Source organism: Rathayibacter sp. VKM Ac-2760 (genome assembly GCF_009834185.1).
GTDB lineage: Bacteria > Actinomycetota > Actinomycetes > Actinomycetales > Microbacteriaceae > Rathayibacter.
This window is the reverse complement of sequence record NZ_CP047173.1, coordinates 467,594-485,571: the sequence shown is the minus strand read 5'-3', so window position 1 is coordinate 485,571 and position 17,978 is coordinate 467,594. Positions and strand designations below refer to the sequence as shown.

The window sequence follows — 17,978 nt, the reverse complement described above, 5'->3', positions numbered from 1 at the left end:
CGACCCATTCGACTTCTCTTCTCACTCGCCGACGTGCTTCATGCTAGCGGGATGGTGAGCACCAAGACGAGACCCCCCCCGGCGTCGTGTCCTCCTGCGCAGGAACCCACGAGTCGGAGACCCTCCGGCGTTGTGTCCTCCTGCGCAGAAACCCACGAGTCGATCGTCCGCGCCCAGCTATGCTTCAGCCATCCACACCTGACCTCCGACTCGGTAATCGCCCTGCAGGCAAGGAGACTTGATGGGAACGTTTCGTGCTACCGAGCTGCTTCGAGCTGTCCAGGCGCATCGACTCGGCACGGTGACGGTCGCTGCGGTCATCGCGGCGTTCCTGTCAGGGTGCACCTCCTCTGCGCTACCGATGCCCGGCACGCTCTCAACAGAGGGTTCAGGCACCCCGTCGGTAGTGGCTGCCTCGATAATTCCCACCACTCCCCCGACCCAGGCGGAGGCAGAGCTGTCGCCGCCGTCGGATGCGTCGTTGGACGCCATCCGGGCGCTCGCGAGAGCGGACGGCGCGTGCATTGAGGAATGCGGAGTGGTCGGCATCTCACCAATGCGACATACCCAGCTCGGAGCACTCTGGCTTGTCACTCTGCAGGACCCGTCCGGTTCGGCCTACGGGATCCTCGATCGCGCGGGGCAGGTGTTGCGATCGGGTTCGATCGTGAATACATCCGAGATTCGGGCAATCGGACAGGATGCGGCGGGTACGTATTTTCTGAGCTTCAATCCCGGTAGATACGACGGAGTCGTCGTCCTACGTCCCACGACCACTGGCTATGCCGACCTGGGGAGCGATGCGACGGCGTCCGGCGCCATGGAGATGCGGTTCTACCCGGCGTGGACTGAGGACGACGACGGTGACGGCATTCTCTCGGTGATGGTAGGGCACACGGAGGGCTATAACGACCCCGACGGCTCGAGCTGGACGGTGGAGCACGAATGGAACGGAACCGACTTCCTCCCGACGTCCACCTCGGCTCCGACGCCGTTCGGATGACACGCTCGTCAGGCGCCCGAACGACGTTGAGGTTGCTGGTTGGTGCTCTCGCCGCCATCGGCTTGCTTGCCGGGTGCTCGGGGGAGCCCGAACCCCTACCAACACGGTCGCCGCTGGCCGCGTCGGAAATCGATGTCGGTGCGCTTCTCGGAGCACCTGTCGCCTCCGCCTGCGAAAGCACCGTAGCGTCGGTGGGGTCAGCGCTGAGGCAAGGCACTCTCGAAGCTGTGCTCGCCGACGCGGACGAGATCCCGGGAATGGCGATGACGATTGACGGGAGCGGCATCGCCGCCGTTCTTGTCTGCCCGCACACTGCTACCGAGCTTGTCGGCTTTTGGACTTCGTCATGGGATTTTGTGGGCATATTTGACCCGCAGTCCGCTGCAAGCGGAGCGAACGTCAAGGTCCATGCTCTGGAGGGCGTCGGTTCCGGCATTCGCGTCCGTTGGACGGCGTCCGAGGACAAAATCGCGCCAGCGCGCGGAACGCTGTCGGCGCAGGCCTCCGTGTCTTGGTCAGGTTCATCTGCCGTCATCGACGACGTCGGGTATTGGGACGGAACCGCGACGATCAAGACGGTCGTCGAGTCGGTCCTCGCCGGCAGGGAGATCTCAGCGTCGCTTGCTACTAGGCAAGCGGTCATAGCTTTGACACGCATCGAAGAGCTGGGCATCGAAATGCAGTTGGATGAGCTGGACTGCGTCGACACTTATGCTCCAGATGAGGGCCGCCGTACATGCTCAGCACCTGTCGGTCAGGGGCAAAGCATCACCTTTCTCGTGGCCCTGCCTGAGTGGAATGAGTACCGCGTCCTCTCCGCTTACGCGGGTTAAACATCGCCACACCCCGAGCGCGGCGATGCAGCGTCGAAGTCCGTTAGCGGTCCTGGATGGATTGGCCCGTCGCGTGAGCCAGCGCGCGACCCAGCGCCAGAGAGGTGCTGCCGGCAGATCCTGGGTCCGCCGATTCCGTGTGTTCCCAGGGGAAGGCGTTCTGCCACGGTTCAGTAACCCCGACTCCGGCCGGAGTGATGACTGTCATGGTCGTGGCGTCAAGTGCCTGCACTGCCTCTTCGATGGACGTTGCGTCAGCGTCCTCGACGATCGTGTCGGTGACGATGATGAGAGTGCGGGTCCCCCCGGCGTCACCGACGGCGTTAAGCGCCGCCGAGAGCGCTGGAAGGATCGCCGTACCCCCAACCGACGGTGTGTCCAGGGTCACCGGCGACTCGTCCGGGTCGATAGCGCCAATGGTGATTTGCGGGATCCTAACCACGGCGTCGCCCGCGAACGCGATGGCAGTGATGCTGTCGCCGGCCCGCAGGTTATCGGGGGCCCAGCTCGCGAGCTCGGAGAGCGCCTCCTCTCTCACAGCGGCGTAGTCGGCGAAGCTCCCCGACTCGTCGAGCAGTAGAACTACATCGAGAGCTGCCGGGCTGCGCTCCCCGACCAGGACTGTGTCTCCAAGGCGTCGCGGCTGGTCGAGAAGCGCCGCGCCGCCCCAACCGAGCCCTGACAGGGCGGCCACGAGAAACGGCGCCCACCACCAGGGAATGCGCCCTGGGCGTCGAAGCGGAGCGGGCTCGCGGAGCCCTCCGAGACGAGTGCGAAGAGGAGCTAGGTCGCTCATGCGCTGCAGCCCGTTCCCTCCACAAGGATGTCGACCCGGCGTTCGGTCGCCGCAGCTGCCGCGATCTGCTCGCCGTTCTCGTCGAGGTCCTCGACCTTCGGCTGCGAATCGCCGACGCCGAGGGCTGTCAAGCGGTCGTCATCGACACCGGCGGCTACGAAGAACGCCAGCACGGCATCGGCTCTCATCTCAGAGAGCACACGATCTCCCTCGTCCGATGCGGCAGCCGAGCTGGCAGTGTGCCCGACAATGGTCGCCGTCGAGGTCGGGTTTGCGAGCATCAGGGCGATCGCGTTCGCGAAGGCGATCGAGGCGTCGTCGCGAAGGGCGGACGAGTCGCCTGCGAAAACGATGCTTGCGGGCGCTTCGAAGGTGCAACCTCCGGCAGTGGGGTCGGAGACGACCGACGGGAATGTCGGAAGGTGATCTTCGGGAAGGCCCTCGGACACGTCACCAGCCTTCCCGGGAGTGGCCGTGATCCCCTCGCACCCCGTGGCGTTCCACGAGCTGCACAGCTGGGTCGCGAGGTCGCGGAGCCACTCGCGGTTGGCTGTCAGCAACGGCTCATTCGTCGTGCCGATGCCGATGATGTGTAGGGCTGCGCCGTCGAAATCGATTGGAGCCGCCGAAGCGATGCGGCGGCCCGCCTCCGCCGGTTCGAGGGCGAGGAGATCGTTATCGAGTGCGAACGGTCCGTTGGTGGAGACCAGATCGGTCCGCAACCAGACCTCACTGGTGACGGTCGTCAATTCGGAGGCGAGTGCGAGCGCTCGGTGGAGGTCTGTCCCGGGGGCGGTGGGCGCGACCTGCGACAGCAGGACCTGGTCGACGCAGCTCGGCATCACATCGGCGAGCTCGCCTACAGACGGACGGGTCCGATCACCTGGGGTGCTGAGCGCGGCGTACTTCGCCAGCAGAGCCGGTTCTTCACCCTCGCCGTCGACCGCGATCACGCTCACTGAACCATCGCTCACGCTTGTGTCCGTGATTGCCTCGGCCAGGTCCGGGGGCATCGGGCTCGGGGCTCTGGAGGCTGTGGAGTCATCGATGATGATGAGGTGCTTCGATGCGTCGGGGTTCTCGCGCTCGAGCACCGCGGAGCAGGCATCGCGCGCCTCGGCGGTGAGCTGATATGTCGGGGCCGAGGCGGTGGTGGTCTCCGTGGAGTCGTTCGGCGCGGACGTGCAAGCTGCCGTTCCAACGAGGAGCAGCGAGGCAGCGAGGGCGCCGATCAGGCGCCGAGAGAGAGAAGTGTGAGAGGTCACGGGAGCTCCTGGTCAGGCCGCTGCGTCAGCGGTGTCGGTGGTGGTTTTGGTGGTACTGGTGCGCGGGAGGTCGGGTATCGCAGGCTCGCGTGCGTCCGTCTCCTGGGTGAGCGAACTGTTCCCGTCCTCGTCGTTCACGCCATCTCCCTCGTGGGCGGAGGCCCCGAAGTTGGAGCGGAGGGTGAAGTCGGAAGGCGTGGCGGCTTCGCGCGCATCGGTCCAGAGCGTGGCGACCCCGGCCAGGTCCTTGATTGCGTTGACGGACAGAAAGGAGGCCATTGCCTCGGCGGCGCGATTGCTCACAACCGCCGTCTTCTGGAGACCGGTGTTTACGGTCCCGGTCAGGTCGATCTTCGGGTCAGTGGACGTCGAGGGGTCAGTAGACGTCGCAGTTGCGCCGACGCCGAGTACTGTCGCAACATCGGCCACGCTGACCTTTCCGGTGCGCAGGGCAGCCTCGATCACCTCCCCCTGCGACCGCAGCGTCACATCGCCGAGCATGTCCCCGAGACGGGCGATGCCGATCCGAGCGCGGCGGCCGACGGTCGCCACCTTCCTGGCAAGCCGACGGTCACGTCGGACATCGTGGGCTTCCGTCAGCCGGAAGCCCAGAGACCAGCGCGCTGCTTTACGGGCGTGGTGGAAGATGGGGTGGCTCGCGATGACTTCCAGGAAGACGAGTGCAACCGGCAGCCAAGTCACGTAGGCGGTGATAGCAGCCGAGGTAGTGCTGCTTCCCGTGAATGCGGCCATGATGCCGCCCTCGAATCGCTGCTCGGCGATGGTGTGTAGGAACAGCACCGCACCCGTCATCACGGCGGCGCCCGCACCCACGACGATGAGAGCGCGACCGCGAGGCAGGACCTCGCGCGCTCTCACGGCCTCGGGGAAATCATCCTGCCGGGCAAGCAGAGGGTCCAGGAAGAGGACGGAAGCGATCGACTTGCCGAGCAGGTGCGCGACCCCCAGCAGGATCAGGGTGATGCCCGCCGCGCTGGCGAGCGTCACCAGGATGTCGGGGTTAGCAACATCCCAGAGTGGTGTGCTCTCGGGGATATCGAGCGCCCTCCTGATGGTGGCGGCGACGAAGGGAGGATCGTTGCTGACCATTACCAGAGCCAGCCCGACGACGACGATGCCGGGCAGCCAGGAAGCCAAATAGGCGACTCCCGCGCTGCGGACGTCGTACTGGAGGGCATCAGACAACCGCGTTGCGGTCCGCGGATGCTTCAGCTTCCGGTCCACTCGGTCGTTGAAATCAGAGCGGATCTGCACGGCCTTGCGCCAACTCTCGGCTTTCCTCGAGGCTTGCGCCGCCGACCGGCCGGCTCGGGTCCTCGCAGTTGCCATCGTGCGCAGCCCCAGTGCGGCGCTGGCGGCAGAGACATTCGCGCCCTCTACCGGCGGGACCGTGCGCTCGATGTCACCGGTCAGAGTCTGGTCGGCTGAGACAGTGGCGTTGATCGAACGGAGAGAATGCCCACGCAGGGTGAGGCGTCGCGCGGTGCCGTCGCCGCGGCTCATGCGGCCACCTCGCCGACGCCGAGGAGCCCGCTAGCGCGCGCCATGATGTGGATCGCGGCGGACACGGCTTCCGGAGTCTGCAACGTCACGGCCGCCGCCGCTCCCCGGCGCACCGAACTGGGAATCGATGTCGCGTGAAAGCCGCCACATCCGCCCTCTCCGCTGTCGGCGCACCGGTAGATCCGCGTTTCCTCACGCGTCGAGGAGCCGAAGTGGGCGAGCTCGTAGGCGCGCTGGCGGCGCGTGCTGTTCAGCGCGTCGACGGCCTGGTGGCGGTCGCGGTAGCGCAGCTTCCCGGTCAAGCTGCAGATCGTCCGACTGTGGCTGGTGATCGTCGATGCGCCGGAACGGCGGCGGGGGCGTCGCTGAGGGAGCATTGCGGTGTTGATGATCCTTCTGGGCACGGGGTCTCCTCGGTCGGGATATGTCGCCATCGCTGGGCGACTTACTCGAAGGACCGACCCCCAATCCGCACGCACCCTAGGCGCCGGAGGAAGGCCTGCCAGATCTAGCTCGTTTCAGCCAGGAACCGGTTAGGGCCGATACCAAGCGACCTATCGTGTCCAACCGCCGTCGCCGGTACCGAGAAACCACTAGCCGGGAAACGACTACCCCCACTTCGCCATGCGCACGTTGCTCGCGGAGACGCACATGAGCCTGAGCAAAGCTGGAGTCGTGCTCGGGCTGTCGAAGCAGCGCGTACAGCAGCTCGCCTCCTGACAGAGAAGAGACGTCGAGGGACGCCCCACCCCCTCTGCTCGTGGCTCTGGTCAACTCGGAGCGACCAACGGTCGCGCGGTGGCGCCCACGATGACGATCTGGCCTCGGCGTAATCCAGTTGATTTAGCCTTGGAAGTGATCGCGAAGGCGTTCAGTGCGGGCTTGCACCTCGCAACGGAGCTATGACACCGTCGCCGACATTGGGCGAGACCCGCCGTCGCGTCCCGCTTGTACAGTCGCGATCATGACCGCGATCGTCCCGCTCAATGACCTCGTCACAGCCGCGGTCCACACGCTGAGCGGAGAACGCTGGGCGATCACCGGCGCAGGCGGGCGCGTGCCGGCACGGCCCGGCCTGTATGCGATCTACGGCGATGACCAGACTTGGGCAAGACTCGCGCTCGAGGCTGCGTTTGGGCGGCCTCTCTTCGTCGGCAAGGCGGAGGACAGCCTGGTCTCCCGAGACCCCAATGGTCACTTCGCGATGAACCCGCGGTCGAAGCCGCAAACCGGGAGCTCAACGGTGCGACGCTCGTTCGCCGCGCTCCTTCGAGCATCGCTGCAACTGGAGGCTGTTCCTCGAAACCTTGCCAATCCCGAGCGGTTCGCGAACTACGCGCTCGCGCCCGGCGGCGACGAGCGGCTGACCCTGTGGATGCACACGCGACTGACGCTCGCGGCGTGGCCCGTACCCGTGTGCATGCCAGTCCCTTTAAAGGAGGTCGAGACCGCGGTGATCGAGCACCTCACGCCGCCGCTGAACATCGACAAGAACCCTAGGCGCCTCGCACGCCTCAGCCGTGCACGTGCAGAGATGGCAGCGGAAGCCTCGCGTTGGCGACCCACCTGACTTCCGTCGTTGCAGTGCTGCAGCGAGACACCGGCCGGCGCCTCTACGAGAGCGCATGTGATGCAGGCGTGTCCGCGGAGTCGGTTACCGCGGAGTCGGTTACCGCGGACGGACCCAAGTCCGCTCTGCTCGTCGTCGTGCTCGGACGATCGAAGCAGCGCGTGCAGCAGCTCGCCTTCGGATCGAGAACAGACGTCTAACGACGTTCACTCCCCCTTATTTAGCCCTGGTCAGCTCGGAGCGACTAACGGTCGTGCGGCGGCGCCGGCGATGACCGTTTCGACGTCACTGAGGGCAAGATTTGCGACGTCGGCGAGTTCCGCTGGGGTGATTCCGCTGCGTTCCGCGACTGCTGCTGCGTTGGCGAGCAGGGTGGGGTCGTCTGGACGAGTGAGTGGGAAGGGTTCGTTTCGTCGACCGTAGGTGGAGTTGAAGTCGACGATGGCGCGGCGGTAGGCCGCGTCGGAGATCACTTCCAGGGTTCGTGCTCGGTAGAGGAGCGCCTGGATGGAGACGCCCCACTCTTGTTTGAGGCGGGCGTAGGAGTTGAGGTTGAATCGGCGGGGCAGGGCTTGTCGCATCGCTGCTTCCGGCAGGAGAAGTTCGGCGGCGAAGGCGTGCGCCTGCTTTTCGTGGCGTCCACTGGAGTCTGCTTCGGGGTGGCAGACGAGGTGCCCGAGTTCGTGGGCGGCATCGAATCGACTGCGAGCGGCGTCGTCCTTGGTGGTGCCGAGGATCACGACGGGACGGTCGCTGCTGTTCTGGCTGTAGGCATCGATCCCTTCGTCGGCGATGGGGAGCCGGCAGACCACGATGCCGTGCGCCTCCATGTGGCGAACGAGGTGCCCGACCGGTCCGTCGGGCAGGGCCCAGTGTGCACGAAGGTGCTCAGCGGCGTCACGGATGTCGTCGCGAGTGGCGTCCTCGGCAAGGGTGTGAGAGGGAAAGTCGAGCGTTGGGAGACGGACGTAGCGCTCTAGGGCGTCGGCGACGTCGAGGACGATCTCCGACCAGGTCCATGCTCGGCCGCGGCTCTGTTTCGTTGTCGAGCGGAGACTGCGGAAGTGAGTGCCGTCCAGCCCTGCGAGGGAGACGGGGCGTCCTGAGTGGGTGAGGAAACGCGGCGGGACGCCGCACGCGATTGCTAACTGTCCAAGAACGGCGTTGCCGGGACGAGCTCGACCTGACTCGTACTGGGAGATGGCAGCGTGAGAGACACCGACCCGATCGGCGAGCTCCCGCAGGTTCAGCCCGGCCCGAAGGCGCGCCAGCCGAAGCCGTTCACGGGAGAAGTTCTGCGGGTCGAGGTGCGATCTACTCCGCATCGGAAGCGACGTCTGCCGCAGGTACCGCCTCGAGAGGAATCGGCGGCTCCGGCTGGTCGAGGTAGGACGTCGCGGTTGTCGTGACCTCGGTCGTAGCCACGGCGTCCTGCGTGATGATGTTGTCGATTCGTTGCAGGTCATCGGCCCACGTGACGTACCTCGACCCGACGGAGATCAGCCGACCAAGGTGAACAGCAGTGAGGCCTTGCTCGTTGTTACCGCTGAGGACGACGTGGACGATTTCACGGCCTGGCACGGAGTCGTGATCCATCCCGGGCAGGTACGCCGCCATGTTGGCGGTACCGGCCTCCATCTTCGTTTCGCTCGTGAAATCGAAGGAACTCCGGTCGGTGACATCGATGCTCCGCGCGGTGGAGAACCACAGTTCATAGTTCCTAGCGCGAGCCCGATGACCGGCCCCCTCCATATGAGGTGTCAGACCGAACGACTCGAAGCGCTGCTTGATCAGCTCGCAGGAGCGGTGGTACCGGTCGTTTCCGAACGTGTAGGGGTTCGCCCCAGGGTCGCTGTCGTGAGCGAGAGCGACCCCGTGGCCCTCACGCGCACCTTCCACAATCGCTTGCTGCACAACATCGGAGATCTCAAGACGTTCGGCGAGGGTCACGCGCCCACAGTAGCAGAACCTCTTGATTTTTGATCAGAACGTAAGCACCATCGTGCTGGAGCGTAGCTACTGAGGTTCCAGTGCCTTCGGTGGTGGTGGCGCTGAATACCGTGTTGTGGGCGATCCGTCACATTTCGCGCAGCGGCAACATGAGTGATCTGCTCGTGCACCTGGTCGGTCCGGGACGCTACGACGAGCATTCCACCCGCGACTGAAGTTCTCACCGGCACCATATGGAGGGGTACCTCGACGTCCTACACGATCACCAACGTGGCGTCTGCCGGCACCAACCTCACGGTGCGCACCTGCGGCCCGACCACCTAGACGCCTCGGCCCTGCTTCACTGGTCTGATGACCTCCCGCGCCGACCACCTCGCCGACTTCGCCGAGTTCCTCACCGCCTCGCCGTCCTCCTTCCACGCCGCGGCGGAGACGGCGCGTCGCCTGGCTGCGGCGGGGTTCGCCTCCGTCGACGAGAGCGCCGCCTGGCCCACGGAGCCGGGCCGCTACTACGTCCTCCGCGACGGCGCGATCATCGCCTGGCACCTCCCCGCCGCCGCGACCGCGGTCGCGCCGTTCCGCATCCTCGGCGCGCACACCGACTCGCCGGGGTTCAAGCTCAAGCCCCGGCCGACGATCGAGTCGAAGGGCTGGCTGCAGGCCGGCGTCGAGGTCTATGGCGGTCCGCTGCTCAACTCCTGGCTCGACCGCGAGCTCGAGCTGGCCGGGCGGATCGTCACCCGCGACGGCGCCGAGGTGCTCGTGCGGACCGGCCCGTTCCTGCGCATCCCGCAGCTCGCGATCCACCTCGACCGCGACGCGAACGACGGACTCAAGCTCGACCGGCAGAAGCACACCGTGCCGGTCTACGGGCTGGGCGACGCGGACGGGAACGACCTGCTCGAGATCCTCGCGGCGAGGGCCGGCCTCGACGGCGCGGCGGACATCGCCGGCTACGACCTCATCACCGCGGACACGCAGCCGCCCGCGCGCTTCGGGCTCGACGAGGCGCTCTTCGCGGCCGGGCGGATGGACGACCTCAGCTCGGTGCACGCGGGCCTCGTCGCGCTGCTCGCGGCGAGCGCCGAGGACGCCGCCGCGCCGCACATCAGCATGCTCGCCGCCTTCGACCACGAGGAGCTCGGCTCGGCCTCCCGCTCCGGAGCCAGCGGTCCGTTCCTCGAGGACGTGCTGACGCGCATCGGCGCCGCGCTCGGCGCGGGCGTCGACGAGCGCGCGCGGGCGATGGCCGGCTCCTGGTGCCTCTCCGCCGATGCCGGCCACTCCGTGCACCCGAACTACCCGGAGAAGCACGACCCGGTGAACCAGCCCGTCGCCGGCAAGGGGCCGCTGCTCAAGATCAACGCCTCGCAGCGCTACGCGACCGACGCCCGGGGCGCGGCGCTCTGGGCCGGCGTCTGCGCGCGGGCGGGAGTGGAGTTCCAGGAGTTCGTGTCGAACAACACGGTCCCGTGCGGCTCGACGATCGGCCCGCTGACCGCGACCCGTCTCGGCATCTCGACCGTCGACGTCGGCGTCCCCCTCCTGTCGATGCACTCGGCGCGCGAGCTCGCCCACGTCGACGACCTCGTCGCCCTGACCCGCGCGATCGAGGAGTTCTTCAGCGCTGCCGGCTGACGGGGCGGGGGCGGAGAGTGCGGCTCCTGACGGGGGTGGATCTCCTTGGAAGAGACGCCTGCGCACATGCTGGTCGAGTAGCCCCGGAGGGGCGTATCGAGACCCGCCGACCCCGAGGACGTCGGTCTCTTCCCCGCCCTGCGCTGGCACCGAAGGCGCCCCCTCCGCTCGAGACGCCCGCTGCGCGGGCAACTCGATCAGCAGGGAGGCCGCTCGAACGGTCTGGAGCGCTGAAGCGCTGCAGAACGTCAGCTGAGAAGGGGTGGCCTCCGCTGTCAGGCGAGGGGCCCTGCTCTCAGCTGATGTTGTGCAGATCCCTTGCTGGTCGAGTAGCCGCCGAAGGCGGCGTGTCGAGCGGGGAAGCCGCTTCGCGTCTCGGTGGTGAGGGAAAGGACGCGGCTGGCCGCGTCATGCTGATCGAGTAGCCCCGCAGGGGCGTATCGAGACCCGGCCTCGCCGACCCGCAGGATCTGCAGACCACCCATCCCCGGCTCGGCGCGCTGAGGCTGACAGCACGCCCGCGGCCTGCGAGGGTGGAGCGCATGGACGACGCGGACGACTCCCGGCACTGGACCGATCTCGACGTGGCGGTGCGCGGCGGTCGGCTCGCGGCGCAGAGCCTGGGCGCTGCGACCGACCCGGCGCTGCTCCTCCTCGGCGGCGCCACCTGGTCGCGGGACTGGTGGGCCGACGACTTCTGCGACCGGCTGGCAGACCTCGGCGTTCGGGTGCTGCGCTACGACCCGCGCGACACGGGCGCCTCGACGGCGAGTCCTCCCGGCCGGCCGGACTACACGGCTGCCGACCTCGCCGACGACGCGATCGCCGTGCTCGACGCCGTCGGGGTGCGCTCGGCCACCCTCGCCGGGCTCTCGATGGGCGGCGGGCTGGCGCAGAGCATCGCGGCGCACCACCCGGACCGGGTGGACGCGCTGGTGCTGCTGTCGACGAGTCCGGCGGGCGACGTCGAGCGCGAGCTGCCGCCGCCGACGGCGGCGATCCTGGCGACGTTCGAGGAGGCGGGAGCCGACCCCGACTGGACCGACCGGCGAAGCGTCGTCGACTGGGTCGTCCGGAGCGAGCGGCCCTACGCCGGACCGGACGCGTTCGACGAGGAGGCGCTGCGCGAGATCGCCGGCCGGGTCTGGGACCGCTCGCCGTCGATGGCGTCGGCGGCGAACCACTTCCTCGTCGCCGAGGGCGCGACTCCGATCGACCTCGGAGCGCTGCGCGACGTGCCGGCACTCGTCGTCCACGGCTCGGCCGACCCTCTCTTCCCGCCGGCGCACGGCGAGGCCCTCGCGGCGGCGCTCGGCGCGCGCCTGATTGTGCTCGACGGCGTCGGCCACCAGGCCCCGCCGCCCGCGACCTGGGCCGAGATCGTCCCCGCGATCGCCGCCCACGCGCGAGAGCACGCCGCCCGCCCCTGAGCGCAGCGCGTCTCTGTGGACGCCCGGGGCGCCCGGGTCGGTCAGCGCGCGGGCGCCGCGACCGAGCCGCCCGGGCGCCACGGCCCGCCGATGCGCTCCTGGACCGGCACCGCGGCCGGGTCCGCGAGGCGGGCGAGCAGCGCCTCCACCCCGCGGCGGCCGAGGGCGTGACCGGGCGCGACGAGCAGGTCGAGCGCCGGGTCGGCGAGGTCCGCGACGTCCGGGTCGGAGGCGAGCAGCACGATCGAGAGGTCCTCGGGCACGCGCACGCCGCGGTGCCGGAGCTCGTGCGCGAAGCCGACCGCGGCGCCGCCGTTGATCACGACGACGGCGGTGGCCGCCTCCGGGTCGAGCGAGCGGGCCAGCGCGCGCCCGCCGGCCGGCGTCTCCTCGCAGCGCAGCAGCGACGCCTCGAGGTCCCGCGCCGCGGCCTCCTGCTCGAACGCCGCCTGCGTCCGCGCGTACGGCCCGAAGTCGGCGCCGCCCTCCGGCCCGAGCACCAGCGCGACACGGCGGTGGCCGAGCGCGGCCAGCCGGTCGAGCGCCTGGGCGACCATGCCCTCGAAGTCGATGTCGACCCAGTCGAGCGCGGCCGGGTCGCGGGTGCGGCCGATCAGCGCGAAGGGCGTGCCGGAGTCGGAGAGGATCGCGACCCGCTCGTCCTCGGAGGTCACCTGCATCAGCACCACGCCGTCGAGCAGGCCGTCGGCGCGCAGATCGGCCAGCTTCTCCGAGCCGCCGGCGGTGGGCCAGAGCACCATCGAGTAGCCGTTCTCGGCGGCGGCCTCCGCGGCTCCGGCCAGGAACGCGGTCGCGGTGTTGAGCGGGCGCGACGGCACCAGCGGGTAGACGACCGCGATCATCATCGAGCGGCGGCGGGCCAGCGCGCGGGCGAGCGCGTGCGGGCGGTAGTCGAGCTCGCGCATCGCCTCGCGCACGCGGGCCGCGGTCTCGGGCGAGACGGGCTTGCTGGCGTTGACGACGAAGGAGACGGTCGCGATCGACACGCCCGCACGGCGCGCGACGTCCTGCATGGTCGCCACGGCGCCTCCCTTCTGCTCGCCGCGGTTGACGCGGGGCGCTGGTGCCCGCAGTCTAGGAGCGCGCACCGGTAAAGCGCTTAACCGCCCCGCCCTCGATGAAGAAGGATCTCTCCGTGACCACTCCTCCCCCCGCCCTCCGCGTCCTCATCTGGGGCGAGAACCGCCACGAGCAGATCGAGGAGAAGGTCCGCGCCCTCTACCCCGACGGCATGCACACCACGATCGCCGCCGGCATCACCGAGAACCTCGGCGAGCGCGCGACCGTCTCCACCACCACGCTCGACGAGCCCGAGCACGGCCTCACCGAGGAGGTCCTCGCCGCCACCGACGTGCTGGTCTGGTGGGGCCACATGGCCCACGACGCCGTCGCCGACGAGATCGTCGAGCGGGTGCACCGCCACGTGCTCTCGGGCATGGGCCTCGTCGTGCTGCACTCCGGCCACTGGTCGAAGATCTTCGGGAAGCTGATGGGCACCACCTGCACGCTGCGCTGGCGCTCGGCCGAGGACCGCGAGATCGTCTGGACCGTCGACCCGACGCACCCGATCGCGCAGGGCGTGCCGCACCCCTTCACCATCCCGCAGCAGGAGATGTACGGCGAGTTCTTCGACGTCCCCGCGCCCGACGAGCTGGTCTTCCTCTCCACCTTCTCCGGCGGCGAGGTGTTCCGCTCCGGGATGACCTGGAAGCGCGGCCACGGCCGGATCTTCTTCTTCTCGCCCGGCGACCAGGACTTCCCGGTCTACCACCACCCCGACGTGCGCCGCGTGATCGCGAACGGCGTCGAGTGGGCGCGCTCCGACCGGCCGGCGCGGTCGCTCCCGGTGCTGCAGCGCTACGAGTCCGGCGAGTTCTTCGCGGGCGAGGACTACCGCGGGGCGCTGGTCCGATGACCGTGCGCCTGGTCCAGGTCGGAGCCGGCGCGATGGGACGCGCGTGGATCCGCACCGTCCGCGACAGCCCGGACGCCGAGCTGGTCGGCCTGGTCGACCTCGACGTCGAGCTCGCCGAGCGGGCGGCGGAGGAGGAGGGGGTCGGCTCGATCGCGGTCGGCGCCTCGGTCGCCGAGGTCGCCGCCCGCTCCGGCGCCGACGCCGTGGTGAACGTGACCGTCCCCCGAGCGCACCTGCCGGTGAGCAGCGAGGCCCTGTTCGCCGGGCTGCCGGTGCTCTCGGAGAAGCCGATCGCGCCGACGATCGCCGAGTCGCTGATCCTCGCCGCGACCGCCGAGGTGAGCGGGAAGCTGCTGATGGTGAGCCAGTCGCGGCGCTACTACCCCGCGATCGCCGCGTTCCGCGAGCAGGTCGCCGGGCTCGGGGAGCTGGGGACCGCATCGATCACGTTCGCGAAGGCGCCGCACTTCGGCGGCTTCCGCGAGGAGATGCCGCACGTGCTGCTCGTCGACATGGCGATCCACGCCTTCGATGCGGCGCGCTACGTGCTCGACCGCGACCCGGTCGCCGTCTACTGCGAGGAGTACGACCCGGGCTGGAGCTGGTACGCCGACGGCGCCGCGGCGAGCGCCGTCTTCGAGTTCGAGGGCGGGGTGCGCCTCGGCTACACCGGCAGCTGGTGCGCCGACGGGCTCGAGACGTCCTGGAACGGCGATTGGCGCGTGAACGGCGCGGGCGGCACCGCGCACTGGGACGGCGACGGCGCTCCGACCTGGCAGGCGCGGGAGTCGGAGGCGGTGCAGACCGCGACGCTCGAGCCCGGCCCGCAGGAGATCGCCGGCTCGCTGGCGGAGTTCGTGCGCGTGCTCGGCTCCGGCGCCGTGCCCTCGGGCGAGGTGCACGCGAACGTGCGCAGCCTCGCGATGGTGGAGGCGGCGGTGCGCTCGTCCGAGTCGGGCGCCCGCGTCCGGATCGACGACGTCCTCGAGGAGGGCTACGCCGAGGCGCTCGGCCTGGCCCGCGACGAGCGCGTCCGCGCGGCCCTCGCCGCCTGGGGCTCGGCGGCGGCGGGCCTCGCGGCCCGCCGCCAGCCGGTCGAGTAGCCCCCCTCCTTGCTGGTCGAGTAGCCCCGCAGGGGCGTATCGAGACCCACCGTCACCAGCACAGCGGGTCTGCAGACTCCACTTCTGACGCAGGTGGATCTCGATACGGCCGCTCCGCGGCCTACTCGATCAGCAAGGGCCGCCCGCCGGGCTGTGCTTGCTGGTCGAGCAGCCGCGGCACGCGGCGCCGCTTTGCTGGTCGAGCAGCCGCGGCACGCGGCGTATCGAGACCCCGCCCCCGCGCGTTCCCCCGCCGGACACCTCCCCGCGCCCGGGCGTTCACCCGCGCCCGCCAACGTGACCGGGTTCCTTCGAAACCGCTCAGGAGACCCGTGCCCCGTCACTTCGCCCCCCGCCGCACCGCCGGCGCCGCGCTCACCCTCGTCCTCGCGAGCTGCACCCTCGGCGCCGCGCTGCCCGCCGCCGCCGCCGGCGACTCCTTCTTCACCCGCATCGCCACCGTGCCCGCGTACCTGAACGCCGCCGACCCGGCCGTCGACTCCGCCGTCGCCGAGATCTCGAGCGCGTCCCCCGACGGCCGCCTCGTCTACTCCACCGACTCCGCCGGCCAGCGGATCAACGTCCTCGACATCAGCGACCCCGACGCGCCGAAGCCCCTCGGCGGCGTCGGCGTCGGCGGCGAGCCCACCTCGGTCTACGCGACCGGCGAGTACGTGCTCGCGGTCGTCGACACCTCCGACGGCGACTTCGCGAACCCCTCCGGCCACGTCAGCGTGCTGCACGCGAGCGACCTCGCGCCGGTCGCGACGATCGAGCTCGGCGGCCAGCCCGACTCCATCGACGTGACCACCGCCGGCGACCTCGCCGTCATCGCGATCGAGAACCAGCGCGACGAGGAGTTCACCCCCGGGGGCGCCGAGGAGGGCGACCTCCCGCAGCTGCCCGCCGGCGAGCTCGTCGTGATGGACCTCACCGCCGACCCCGCCGACTGGGTCGCCGAGCACATCCCACTCACCGATCTCGACGGACTCGACACCCCGAGCGACCCGGAGCCCGAGTACGTCTCCATCAACCCCGCCGACACCGCCGTCGCGGTGACCCTGCAGGAGAACAACGCCGTCGCGATCGTCGACTTGGCGACCCGCGAGGTCACCGCCTCCTACACGGCCGGCACCGCCTCCGTCTCCGGGATCGACACCCTCGACGACGACCGTATCGCGCTCACCGACTCGATCACCGACGTCCCGCGCGAGCCCGACGCCATCGGCTGGGTCGGCGACGACCACGTCGCCATCGCGAACGAGGGCGACTGGAAGGGCGGCACCCGCGGCTGGTCGATCCTCGACGCGGCCTCCGGCGAGGTCGTCTGGGACGCCGGCAACACCTTCGACCACCTCGCCGTGAGCCTCGGCCTCTACCCCGACAAGCGCTCCGACGCGAAGGGCTCCGAGCCCGAGGGCCTGCTCTCGGCGACCTTCGACGGCGTGCCCTACGTCTTCGTCGGCGCCGAGCGCGCCAACTTCGTGGCGGTCTACGACGTCTCCGACCCGACCGCGCCGCGCTTCGTGCAGGCGCTGCCGTCCACACCCGGTCCGGAGGGGCTGCTCGCCCTGCCCGAGCGCGACCTGCTCGTCGTCTCGAGCGAGACCGACGACGCCGAGGCGGCCGTGCGCGCGAGCGTCCAGCTCTACGCGCTCGGCGCCTCCTCCCCCGCCTTCCCGACCATCGCGTCGGCCGACGTCGACGGCTCGCCGCTGCCCTGGGGCGCGCTGTCCGGCCTCTCGGGCGACCCCGTCGCCGCCGAGCGCCTCTACGCCGTGAGCGACAGCGCCTACGCGCCGAGCACCGTCTACTCGGTCGACACGTCGGTCGTCCCGGCGCTGATCGACTCCACGCTGACCGTGACCGAGGCGGGCGAGCCCGCCGCTCTCGATCTCGAGGGCATCGCCGCGCGCGCCGACGGCGGCTTCTGGGCCGTGACCGAGGGCGCGACCGGGCCGGAGAACGCGCTGCTGCGCCTCGACCCCTCGGCCGCCGTCCTCGAGCGGATCGCGCTCCCCGCCGAGCTGGGCGATGCGCTCGGCTCGCAGGGCTTCGAGGGCGTCACGATCGAGGAGGGTGCGGACGGCGAGATCGTCTGGACCGCGCTGCAGCGCGAGGCGTCGATCGACGCCGACGGCATCGTGCGGCTCGGCCGCTACGACGTCGCCGCCGGCAGCTGGAGCTTCTACGGCTATCCGCTGGAGGCGGCGTCCGGCGCCGAGGGCGACTGGAACGGCCTCTCCGAGATCACGCTGACGCCCGCCGGGACGCTCGCGGTGATCGAGCGCGACAAGCGCAACGGACCGGACGCGAGCCTCAAGGCCGTGTACACCGTGCCGCTGCCGACGGGCCCCGGCGCCGCGATCGGCGAGGAGCTCCCCGTCCTCGAGAAGACGCTCGCCGCCGACGTGCTGCCCGCGCTCGAGGCCGGCAACGGCTGGACCCAGGAGAAGCTCGAGGGCCTGGGCATCACCGGCGCCGGCGAGGCCTTCGCGGTGACCGACAACGACGCCGTCGACGACGCCAACGGCGAGACGGTGCTCGCGTCGCTCGGCTCGGCCGCCGCGCTGTTCGGCGCGGCCCCGACCCCGGAGCCCACGGCCGTCCCGACCGCTGGGCCGACGGCTGTGCCGACCGCCGAGCCGACCGCCGTGCCCACCACCGGCCCGACGACGGAGCCAACCGCCGCTCCGACCGCGCAGCCCACGGCCGCGCCGACCCACCCGGCCGGTGCCGTGCCGCCGCGGACGGGCTCCGGCTCCGGCTCGCTCGCCTCCACCGGTGTCGAGTCCGGCTGGCTCTCCGCCGCCGCGCTCTCGCTCCTCGCCGGCGGAGCCCTCGTGCTCGGCCTCGCCCGGAGGCGCCGCACCGCGCGCTGACCCACCCCGCGCCCGCCGACCTCCGGCACGCAGAAAGACCTTCGGCTC

The 17,978-nt window shown here is 69.9% G+C and carries 16 protein-coding genes; 9 read left to right on the top strand and 7 right to left on the bottom strand.

Annotated elements, in window-relative coordinates; genetic code table 11:
• The first annotated feature begins 301 nt into the window (after positions 1–301).
• The gene (locus tag GSU72_RS02130; protein WP_159983325.1) at positions 302–1,003 is read left to right on the top strand and encodes a hypothetical protein; all 702 of its coding nucleotides are present in this window, start codon (positions 302–304) and stop codon (positions 1,001–1,003) included.
• Positions 1,004–1,230: 227 nt separating this feature from the next.
• The gene (locus GSU72_RS02125) at positions 1,231–1,836 is read left to right on the top strand and encodes a hypothetical protein (protein WP_159983323.1); all 606 of its coding nucleotides are present in this window, start codon (positions 1,231–1,233) and stop codon (positions 1,834–1,836) included.
• 43 nt (positions 1,837–1,879) lie between these two features.
• Here the strand turns inward: GSU72_RS02125 and GSU72_RS02120 are convergent, their stop codons facing one another.
• The 4 genes from GSU72_RS02120 to GSU72_RS02105 all read right to left on the bottom strand — a co-directional run bounded on the left by GSU72_RS02120 (position 1,880) and on the right by GSU72_RS02105 (position 5,723).
• Positions 1,880–2,530, bottom strand: coding sequence for a vWA domain-containing protein (locus GSU72_RS02120; protein WP_159983321.1), 651 nt, complete (start codon positions 2,528–2,530; stop codon positions 1,880–1,882).
• Between the two features lie 98 nt (positions 2,531–2,628).
• Positions 2,629–3,897, bottom strand: a complete 1,269-nt coding sequence (locus GSU72_RS02115) for an OmpA family protein (protein WP_159983319.1) — start codon at positions 3,895–3,897, stop codon at positions 2,629–2,631.
• A gap of 12 nt (positions 3,898–3,909) precedes the next feature.
• On the bottom strand, positions 3,910–5,421 hold the full coding sequence (locus tag GSU72_RS02110) for a hypothetical protein (protein ID WP_159983317.1): 1,512 nt from the start codon (positions 5,419–5,421) through the stop codon (positions 3,910–3,912).
• On the bottom strand, positions 5,418–5,723 hold the full coding sequence (locus GSU72_RS02105; protein ID WP_159983315.1) for a hypothetical protein: 306 nt from the start codon (positions 5,721–5,723) through the stop codon (positions 5,418–5,420). Before GSU72_RS02105 ends, GSU72_RS02110 begins: the two co-directional genes overlap by 4 nt.
• Positions 5,724–6,385: 662 nt before the next feature.
• Here GSU72_RS02105 and GSU72_RS02100 point away from each other — a divergent pair.
• Positions 6,386–6,991 (top strand): GIY-YIG nuclease family protein, encoded by a 606-nt coding sequence (locus GSU72_RS02100; protein ID WP_159983313.1) that lies wholly within the window; start codon positions 6,386–6,388, stop codon positions 6,989–6,991.
• 230 nt (positions 6,992–7,221) lie between these two features.
• Here GSU72_RS02100 and GSU72_RS21415 read toward each other — a convergent pair whose 3' ends face one another.
• Positions 7,222–7,821, bottom strand: coding sequence for an ImmA/IrrE family metallo-endopeptidase (locus GSU72_RS21415; protein ID WP_244255934.1), 600 nt, complete (start codon positions 7,819–7,821; stop codon positions 7,222–7,224).
• Between the two features lie 484 nt (positions 7,822–8,305).
• On the bottom strand, positions 8,306–8,941 hold the full coding sequence (locus tag GSU72_RS02090) for a hypothetical protein (protein ID WP_159983310.1): 636 nt from the start codon (positions 8,939–8,941) through the stop codon (positions 8,306–8,308).
• Positions 8,942–9,030: 89 nt separating this feature from the next.
• On the opposite strand from GSU72_RS02090, the gene GSU72_RS21790 reads away from it, so the two are divergent.
• From GSU72_RS21790 to GSU72_RS02080, 3 genes are all read left to right on the top strand, one after another.
• Positions 9,031–9,156, top strand: a complete 126-nt coding sequence (locus GSU72_RS21790; protein WP_279631716.1) for a hypothetical protein — start codon at positions 9,031–9,033, stop codon at positions 9,154–9,156.
• A gap of 136 nt (positions 9,157–9,292) precedes the next feature.
• Positions 9,293–10,579 carry a M18 family aminopeptidase gene (locus tag GSU72_RS02085; RefSeq protein WP_159983309.1) on the top strand — a complete coding sequence of 429 codons (1,287 nt, stop codon included), beginning with the start codon at positions 9,293–9,295 and terminating at the stop codon, positions 10,577–10,579.
• Between the two features lie 542 nt (positions 10,580–11,121).
• Entirely contained in the window at positions 11,122–12,009 is an 888-nt protein-coding gene (locus GSU72_RS02080; protein ID WP_159983308.1) for an alpha/beta hydrolase, read from the top strand.
• A 41-nt stretch (positions 12,010–12,050) separates the two neighbouring features.
• On the opposite strand, the gene GSU72_RS02075 is transcribed toward GSU72_RS02080, so the two are convergent.
• Complete coding sequence (locus tag GSU72_RS02075) at positions 12,051–13,043, bottom strand: LacI family DNA-binding transcriptional regulator (protein WP_244256071.1); 993 nt, start codon at positions 13,041–13,043, stop codon at positions 12,051–12,053.
• A 122-nt stretch (positions 13,044–13,165) separates the two neighbouring features.
• Between GSU72_RS02075 and GSU72_RS02070 the strand changes: the two genes are divergently transcribed.
• From GSU72_RS02070 to GSU72_RS02060, 3 genes are all read left to right on the top strand, one after another.
• The gene (locus tag GSU72_RS02070; RefSeq protein ID WP_244255933.1) at positions 13,166–13,945 is read left to right on the top strand and encodes a ThuA domain-containing protein; all 780 of its coding nucleotides are present in this window, start codon (positions 13,166–13,168) and stop codon (positions 13,943–13,945) included.
• Entirely contained in the window at positions 13,942–15,048 is a 1,107-nt protein-coding gene (locus GSU72_RS02065) for a Gfo/Idh/MocA family oxidoreductase (RefSeq protein ID WP_159983305.1), read from the top strand. The genes GSU72_RS02070 and GSU72_RS02065 overlap by 4 nt, the downstream gene beginning before the upstream one ends.
• 332 nt (positions 15,049–15,380) lie before the next feature.
• Entirely contained in the window at positions 15,381–17,930 is a 2,550-nt protein-coding gene (locus GSU72_RS02060) for an esterase-like activity of phytase family protein (protein WP_159983304.1), read from the top strand.
• Positions 17,931–17,978 lie beyond the last annotated feature (48 nt).

Bases quoted from the DNA above. Each gene is read 5' to 3' on its own strand.
- GSU72_RS21415 (WP_244255934.1), bottom strand. From the start codon at position 7,821: ATGGAGGCGCACGGCATCGTGGTCTGCCGGCTCCCCATCGCCGACGAA.
- GSU72_RS02085 (WP_159983309.1), top strand. From the start codon at position 9,293: ATGACCTCCCGCGCCGACCACCTCGCCGACTTCGCCGAGTTCCTCACC.
- GSU72_RS02065 (WP_159983305.1), top strand. From the start codon at position 13,942: ATGACCGTGCGCCTGGTCCAGGTCGGAGCCGGCGCGATGGGACGCGCG.
- GSU72_RS02075 (WP_244256071.1), bottom strand. From the start codon at position 13,043: ATGCAGGACGTCGCGCGCCGTGCGGGCGTGTCGATCGCGACCGTCTCC.
- GSU72_RS02080 (WP_159983308.1), top strand. From the start codon at position 11,122: ATGGACGACGCGGACGACTCCCGGCACTGGACCGATCTCGACGTGGCG.
- GSU72_RS02110 (WP_159983317.1), bottom strand. From the start codon at position 5,421: ATGAGCCGCGGCGACGGCACCGCGCGACGCCTCACCCTGCGTGGGCAT.
- GSU72_RS02100 (WP_159983313.1), top strand. From the start codon at position 6,386: ATGACCGCGATCGTCCCGCTCAATGACCTCGTCACAGCCGCGGTCCAC.